The 8701-nt window shown below is 38.2% G+C and carries 4 protein-coding genes; all 4 read left to right on the forward strand.

The window, feature by feature from the left end; genetic code table 11:
- Positions 1-1432: InlB B-repeat-containing protein (locus tag AC1RNS_RS00190; protein ID WP_492989934.1), on the forward strand; the 1432-nt coding region annotated here is incomplete at its 5' end.
- Positions 1433-1823: 391 nt separating this feature from the next.
- On the forward strand, positions 1824-2432 hold the full coding sequence (locus AC1RNS_RS00195) for a TetR/AcrR family transcriptional regulator (protein WP_492989936.1): 609 nt from the start codon (positions 1824-1826) through the stop codon (positions 2430-2432).
- 506 nt (positions 2433-2938) lie between these two features.
- Positions 2939-6802, forward strand: coding sequence for an InlB B-repeat-containing protein (locus tag AC1RNS_RS00200; RefSeq protein WP_492989937.1), 3864 nt, complete (start codon positions 2939-2941; stop codon positions 6800-6802).
- A 160-nt stretch (positions 6803-6962) separates the two neighbouring features.
- Positions 6963-8701, forward strand: a 1739-nt coding sequence (locus tag AC1RNS_RS00205; RefSeq protein WP_492989938.1) for a cadherin-like beta sandwich domain-containing protein, incomplete at its 3' end; no start/stop codon positions are given.

Genomic DNA, 8701 nt, shown 5'->3' on the forward strand with positions numbered 1-8701 from the left:
AGGTACACTATATGCAGAAAATACAACGTTCCCAATGGGTAAAGCGAATGTCACACTGTATGCAGAGTGGACAAAAAAATCAACATTTGCGGTCACATATGATGCGAACGGTGCAACAGGTGGTCAAGTGCCACAGGATCACAACGAGTATGAAGAAAACGAAATGGTAACGGTGCAAAGCAATAGTGGCAATCTTGTGAGGGCAGGCCATACGTTCAAGGGCTGGAACACACAAGCAGATGGAAAAGGTACACTATATGCAGAAAATACAACGTTCCCAATGGGTAAAGCGAATGTCACACTGTATGCAGAGTGGACAAAAAAATCAACATTTGCGGTCACATATGATGCGAACGGTGAAACAGGTGGTCAAGTGCCACAGGATCACAACGAGTATGAAGAAAACGAAATGGTAACGGTACAGAGCAATAGTGGGAAGCTTGTAAGGGCAGGTTATACTTTCAAAGGATGGAATACACAAGCGGATGGAAAAGGCATCCTCTACCCTGAAAAAGCAACCTTCCCAATGGGCAAAACAAATATCACGTTATATGCACAGTGGACAGTAAACCCACCAATAACAGATGGAGGCACTACATCTCCCACATCATCAAACGACAATGATTTTTCTCCATCAACACCTGTGAAAATTACGTTTCAGACAAATGGAGGCACAATATTAGCGCCGATCGAAATGGCTTACAATACGAAAATAAGTGATTTACCAGAACCTACTCGGCAAGGTTTCCATTTTGAAGGCTGGTATCATGATGAAGCGTTAACGACAAAGTGGGCTGAGAATAATCTTATAAGGGACAATATCACACTGTATGCGAAATGGACAGTATTGCCAGTGGAAGAATCGGAAGAACCAAAAGAGCCACAGCAGCAAAAGCCATCTGTGGTAACTTTTCAGGATATCGAAAACCATTGGGCAAGAGAAATGATCGAGGCATTAGCAACGCAGGGCATTATTAAAGGCTATGAGGATGGTACTTTCCGTCCAAATGAGCAGATTAGCCGTCAGCATGTGATGGCACTCTTTACACGAGCCTTTAAGTTCAAAGCTATTCGTCCAGCAACAGTCTTTTCTGATGTGACCCCAAATCATCTATACTATAATGAGATTATGACAATGCAGCAGGCAGGGATTATTGACGGTACGAATGGCACTTTTGCCCCTGCAGACTATCTTACAAGAGCACAATTAGCAAAAGTTTTAGTGGGTACATTGCGGCTAACACCTGAAGGAAGTAGCTCGTTCCATGATGTATCCAGTTCACATTGGAGTGCGGGCTATATTGCAGCACTAGAACGTAAGGGGATTGCCTTAGGAGATAATGGCTATTTTCGTCCAGAGGCTCCTGTTACAAGAGCACAATTAGCAGCCTTTTTATACCGTGCAATGCAGCAAGGGATGTCTGATTTTTAGAGGATACTCATCTTTTTTTTCATCCATTCGGTGTATTCACTCATGATTGCGGATAAATACATGGATAGTGGGGGATATCTATGTTAAAAGGTGTTAAAATTTTAAGTACTATTCCAATAATTATTTAAAGCTGATGCGAATACATTCTTTTTATTTCTTTTCGCCACAGTTTGGATGGTCCCTCAAAAAAATTTTTCAGGTTATTACTTATAATTTTCTAATAGATGTGAAAGCCATTGCTCAAATGAAGTTCTTCATGGTATCCTATCAATAAATTAGATTCAGTCCTTTTTTAGTGGATTTGTACGGTTTCCACCTAACTATCCTTAATAAAGGACTTTTTCTATGTGTAAAAGAAATATTGAATGTTTACTTATTTGGAGGAATTATTATGGCAGAAAGAGGTAGACCTAAAGGAGCGAGTGGCGAAGAAAGTCGGGCATTATTACTAGAGATCGCAGCACAAGAATTTGCTCAGCATGGATATTACGAGACTAAGGTGAGTTCGATTGTAAAAGGTGCTTCATTAAGTCAGCCTACTTTTTATCTGTATTTTAAAAATAAAGAGGCCATTTTTGAAGAATTAGAGAGCTTATTTCAAATGCGAATTATTAATTTTGCAAAGCAAAGCCGCTTACAGCCAATGCTTGAGTTTACAACTGTGAAGGCACGAATTACTCATAATTTAAAGGAATTATTAGCGTTCTTTGCTAAGAATCCAGATTTAACGCGAATCGGATTTTATTTATCAACAAAAGCTGATGAAATAAAGGTACAAATTGTGCAACAAATAAAAGATAATCTTGATTTCGAAGTAAATGCTGGCTATTTTCGAAAAGATTTGGATACAAGAATGGTCGCAGAGTCCTTAATAGGCATCATTGAGCGATTAACATTTATTCAATTACTGCCAAAGAAAAAAGAACCAGAAGAGATAGCCAACGATATTGTGAATTTATTAATAGATGGTATGTTGGATAGGGGAAGTCATGATCAATAATCAACCACTTCATAATTTTAAAAAAAGAAAATATTGATTTTTTCTTTTTTTAAAGTTGAATATTACTTTTAAGTAATATAATATTAGGAATATGTAGTGATTACCATTAGTATTTCAAATGGTTCACTCAATTAAAGAAGAAAAGATGAGGTGAATGTAATGATGTATCCACCGATACCATATGTAGGCGATAAAGGAGGCCGTATTACTGTTAAGTAATTATTACTTAAGGGTCTGACTTATTTAGTCAGACCTTAATCTTTTAAAAGGAAAGACTGTTTAATATGTAAAACTAATCTAAAATTGTCACAATTTGCTTTTATAGCAATTTAAAACTTTTAAATAATATAATTATCGCATATGTTTGTTACTAGCATATGCATTAGAACATGATTGATGTAAGAGAGTGCTCCTATTCTTTTTCAATCAAATATTACTTTAAAGTAATATTTGGTTGAAAAATCATAGATTGGCAGAAGTAAAATGTATAGAAAGAGGAGAATGCTATGAGAAAAGCATGGCAGCAGGCAGTATCGGTATTTGTCATCTATTTGTTAATGACACAGATTGTAGTTGGTAGTTTCCCAGTGTTTGCTGAAACGAATAATCATGAACAGCCCACACTGACTGTCACACTCACAACAGATGGAGAACCCTATACAGATGGTGACATTGCTTCAAGTCCTGTTACTATTCAAGCGACAATGACTACAACTGATAGTGCTAGTCTACAGGTAGAGACTTCTAACGACAAAGGAAATACATGGACAGTATTCGATACTTTAACACCACTTGTTTTAACAGATGCAGGGGACTATCATATTTGGTTTAGAATCATTGGGCAATCCGCCATTAGTAAGCATGTAATTCGCATCGTAGTACCAAAGCAATCATTATTGTCAGCAGGTAACTCTATTATTTATGTGGACGCAACTGCTACTGTTGGAAATAATGATGGCACAAGTTGGGACAATGCATTTCAAGATTTACAATCCGCTTTACATAGCGCACAAAGCGGACAGCAAATTTGGATTGCTGAAGGAACATACACACCGACAAGAAAAATGGATGTAACGGATCCACGTAGCGCAACATTCCGAATGAGGAATGGTGTGGCAATTTATGGCGGTTTTAAAGGTCATGAGGAGACATTAGCCCAGCGAGATTTGCACACATACAAAACCATATTAAGCGGAGCACTTCCTAGTGGAGAAAATGCCTATCATGTATTTTATCATCGATATGACCCTGATGTAAGTGTATTAAATGAAACAGCCATTCTCGATGGTGTCACAATTACGGGAGGTCTTGCTAATAAGGGGACACATATGTATGGTGGCGGGATGTACAATAGTGATGGCAATAACCCACTCTTAAGAAATGTCATATTTACCGGGAATAAGGCACAGGGAGATGGCGGCGGCTATGGAGGTGCTATGTATAATACTAGAGGTAGTAGCCCGATTTTAACAAATGTTATATTTAGCGGAAATGAGGCGTACCTAGGCGGCGCTATCTACAATGCTAGTAGTAGTCCAAGATTAAGTGGTGTCATATTTGATGGAAATAAAGCGACTGGCTATGGAGGCGCTATCTATAATGGTGGTAGCAGTAGTCCGACTTTAACAAATGTAACATTCGCTAGCAATGAGGCAGTATACGGAGGTGGTATATACAACGGTAACGTGAGTAATCCCATCTTAACGGAAGTCGAATTTAATAGAAATAAGGCAACTCAGCATGGTGGTGGCATGTACAATTATGCCAGTAATCCAACTTTAACAAACGTAACCTTTGATGAAAATGAAGCTACTTTTTATGGAGGTGCTCTATACAATGATGCTAGCGGTCCCAACTTATTGGAGATAAAATTTATCGAGAATAAGGCGGAGTATGGAGGTGGTATGTTTAATACTGGTAGCAATAGTAGTCCACTATTGAAAAATGTACTATTCAATAAAAATCAGGCAAATCAGTTAGGTGGAGGTATGTTAAATACGAACTATAGTATGCCAAGCTTAACCGATGTTACGTTTGATCAAAACAATGCAATCAATGGTGGCGGCATGCACAATACAAATAGTAGCCCGATTTTAACAACTGTAACATTTCGTGAAAATAAGGCAGGTTATGGTGGAGGGGCTATGTCTAATGATGGTGTCAGTAATCCAATTTTAACGAATATGATATTCATTGGAAATGAAGCGTATATTGGAGGAGGTATGTTCAATGATGGCAGTAGCAGCCCCAACTTAAGAAATACGTTATTTACTGGCAACAAGGCAGATTTTGATGGTGCTGCTATGAGTACTGATTCTCCAACTAGCCAAATTATCTTAACAAATGTGACGATTAGCGGGGATATTCCAAAATATGGAGTAAGTGTTATTTATGGAGGCGGTTCCGCTAGTAAGATTCAAAATAGTATTATAATTGGTAATAATAGGAAGGTCGCTATCTCAGATTATCAAGGATCGGTTGAAAATAGCTTACTGGATGTGCAGGTAAGTAAGAATGTAAGAGGAAAACTATTTGATGCGAATGGGAATGCTATCGATACACCTATTTTTTTACCAACTGATGTGTTTGTAGATGCAAACAAGAAAGATTACCATTTAAAAATAAATTCTCCAGCAATAGATAAAGGGAATGCTAATTATCCTGAATTAGCAGATATAACGATAGACCTTGCTGGGAAAAAACGTGTGCAAGGAGCAGCGATTGATTTAGGCGCATATGAAGTGCCAAATTATTATAAGATTATCTACGATGCAAATGGAGCAACGAGAGGCAGTGTGCCACAAGATGACGAGAAATATGAAGAAAATGCCCTTGTGACAGTGAAGGTTAATAATGGTAATCTTGTGAAAACAGGCTATACCTTTAAAGGCTGGAATACGCAGGTAGATGGTAAAGGCACAGCGTATGCAGTAGATGATACCTTCCCAATGGGTACAGAAAATATCATATTATATGCTCAGTGGACAAAGAATCCAACATATACGGCCACATATGATGCAAATGGCGCAACAAGTGGTACTGTGCCACAGGATAGTACATTATATGAGGAAAATGAAACAGTAATTGTACAGGGAGATAGCAACAATCTAGTAAGAGCAGGCTACACGTTCAAAGGCTGGAATACACAAGCAGATGGTAAGGGAATATCCTATGCCGAAAATGCAACCTTCCAAATGGGAAAAGCCGATGTCATTTTGTATGCCCAATGGACAGCGAACCCAACTTATACAGTCATATATAGTGCAAATGGCGCAACCAGTGGTAGAGTGCCACAGGATAGTACATTATATGAAGAAAACAAAACAGTAATTGTACAAGGAAATAGTGGCAATCTAGTAAGAACAGGCTATACATTTTCGGGCTGGAATACAGCACAAAATGGTAAGGGAATAGCCTATATAGCAAATACGCCTTTAATAATGGGTGCGGCAGATGTAATTTTGTATGCCCAATGGACAGCGAACCCATCAACACCGGGTGGAGGTAATACCACTGATCCATCAACACCAGGCGGAGATAATTCCTCTAATCCACAAACATCTGATAACAATAATGCCTCTAATTCATCAACGCCTATTCAAATATCCTTCGAGACAAATGGTGGACTATCTTTAGAGGACATGGAGATTACCTATAATACAAGAGTCAGTGATTTGCCTGTACCAATAAAGGGAGGTTATCGTTTTGACGGTTGGTATAGAGATAAAGCGCTAACGATGAAATGGGCAGAAGATACGCTTGTGAGAGAGAATTTAACGCTCTATGCAAAATGGACAGCATTGCCAGTGGAAGAACAGAAAGAACCACAGCAACCCCCACAGCCAAAGCCTTCCGTGGTGACTTTCCAAGATATCGAAAACCATTGGGCACAGGAAATGATTGAGGCATTAGCAACGCAGGGCATTATTAAAGGCTATGAGGATGGTACTTTCCGACCGAATGAATCAATTAGCCGTCAGCATGTTGCCTCATTATTCACACGTGCTTTTGAATTCGAGGGAATCCGCCCAACAGCAGCCTTTTCGGATGTAGCACCAAATCATCTGTACTATGATGCGATTATGACCTTACAGCAGGCAGGCATTATTGATGGAGCGGATGGAGCATTTCGTCCAACAGACAATATCACACGTGCACAATTGGCTAAAATTTTAGCAAATACACTACAGCTCAAATCAGAAGGTACGAGTTCTTTTAAGGATGTAGATAGCAATCATTGGAGTGTTGGCTATATTGCTGCCTTAGAGCGGGCAGAGATTGCATTAGGGGATAATGGCAAATTCCACCCTGAAGCTTCTGTGACAAGAGCCCAATTGGCAGTTTTTTTATACCGAGCAATGCAGCAATAAAAATGATTTTTTAGGCGTGAGGCTATCTAACAGCTTCACGCCATTATACTATGATAGAGTAATATTTTTGTTGAATATTACTTTTCGATAATATAAAGTAATGAATAGATAGTGAGGATAATTCTGATGAATCACTAAATAAAGAAGAAGGAGGAATTAGATGCAACAACCATTAAAAAAGGGGAAGCTGCTGTTGGTCATTAGTGTTGTTATTATTCTATGCAGTTTGGGCTTGTTACCAAATGCAGCAAAGGCAGCAGAAATTACAGTTAATGGAGAGGTTATATCCTATATCCAGTACCTAGAAGGAGATTCTACAGGGATTTTTCATATATATAGTGGAGATTATTTAACAAAAAATTATGCCGATAGAGATAGTTTACCGACAGATGCGAAATGGATAACCTTTTTTCCAGTTACTTTGCCATTAGATAATGGTATCGAATACATGTTTAGTCGTGATGGAAAATCTGTAGAAAAGCAGTATGTTCACAATTGGACTGATATTCCTTCTGATGTCAAATGGATAACAGTAAGTAATTTTGACGGTGATATTGGGAGTGGGAAAAATCCAATAACGAATCAAAAATACCGATATAGTGTAGATGGGGTAAATGTTTTAGAAAGTGCTACCGTTCCTGCTAATGCTTTATGGGCTAATTTAAGTTACTATGAAACCATTTCAAACGGAACACATAAACGTTTAAGGTATGAAAAAGTGAATTACACACTAAAATTAAACCCTACTCCACCAGTGATCAATTTAACAAAGTCCCCTACAGGATGGACAAATGGTGATGTTACAGTTACGGCTAATATTAGTAGTGAAAGTGATTTGAAGATTCAAAAGTGGGATTATGGCATTCGTAATGAATCATATTTTAATACTGCTGGAAACTCATTGGTAGGTTCTTCTGTTAGTGTAGATCAAAATCGAACGATTACGTGGTATGCAAGGGATATTTTATTAAATTCAACTGTTCAAACGATTACTATTGATAATATCGATAAAGATGCACCAATCATTACAAGTGGCAATATGACCATAACCCCTGATCAAAAAATAGAAGTTCCAATTACCATTACTGATAGTACAAGTGGAGTGAAAACGAAGAAATGGGCATTTGGAAATCAGAATGAATCTTATTTTTTGACTGGGGGAAATACGTTCACTGAGAATAAAATTGTTGTGGATAATTTTGGGACATATACATTGTTTGCGGAAGATCATGCAGGAAATAAGTCAATCTACACGGTGCATTTATATTCAGCGGATTTAGAGGGTTTACAATTAAATGAAGGAACGCTTTTCCTAGAATTTTCTAAAGAGATACTTTCTTATGATGTCACTGTAATGAACACGGTTTCTGCCATTACAGTGATACCAAATGCTAAAGATTCAACTGCAACAGTTAAGGTTAATGGGAATCTAGTAAGTAGTGGTGCAACATCAGCTACAATTCCCCTTAATGTTGGAAGTAATACAATATTTATAGAAGTAACAGCTGTAAATAGCACAAAAAAGACATACCAAGTGAAAGTAACGAGGGCACCATCAAGTAATGCTAATCTAATTAGTCTTACTTTAAACTCAGGAATACTATCTCCTGAAATTAGCTCAGGAGATAGCAATTATACAGCAAGTGTGGAGAATGCCATTACCAGTTTAACGGTAACACCGACAGCAGCAGATGCTACAGCTAAAATAAAGGTGAACGGGCATGCCATAAGCAGTGGTACAGCATCAAATACGATTCCACTGAATGTAGGAGAGAATACAGTAACAATAGAAGTCATAGCAGAAGACCATACAACGCAGAGCACCTATACAGTAACGGTAACGAGATTCCCATCGAGCAATGCTAATCTGAGTGATCTCACTCTAAGCTCGGGGTCATT

The sequence above is a fragment of the Lysinibacillus sp. GW821-FHT14F06 genome, from assembly GCF_058803665.1.

Coding starts and splice junctions, on each gene's coding strand:
- AC1RNS_RS00195 (WP_492989936.1), top strand. CDS start 1,824: ATGGCAGAAAGAGGTAGACCTAAAGGAGCGAGTGGCGAAGAAAGTCGG.
- AC1RNS_RS00200 (WP_492989937.1), top strand. CDS start 2,939: ATGAGAAAAGCATGGCAGCAGGCAGTATCGGTATTTGTCATCTATTTG.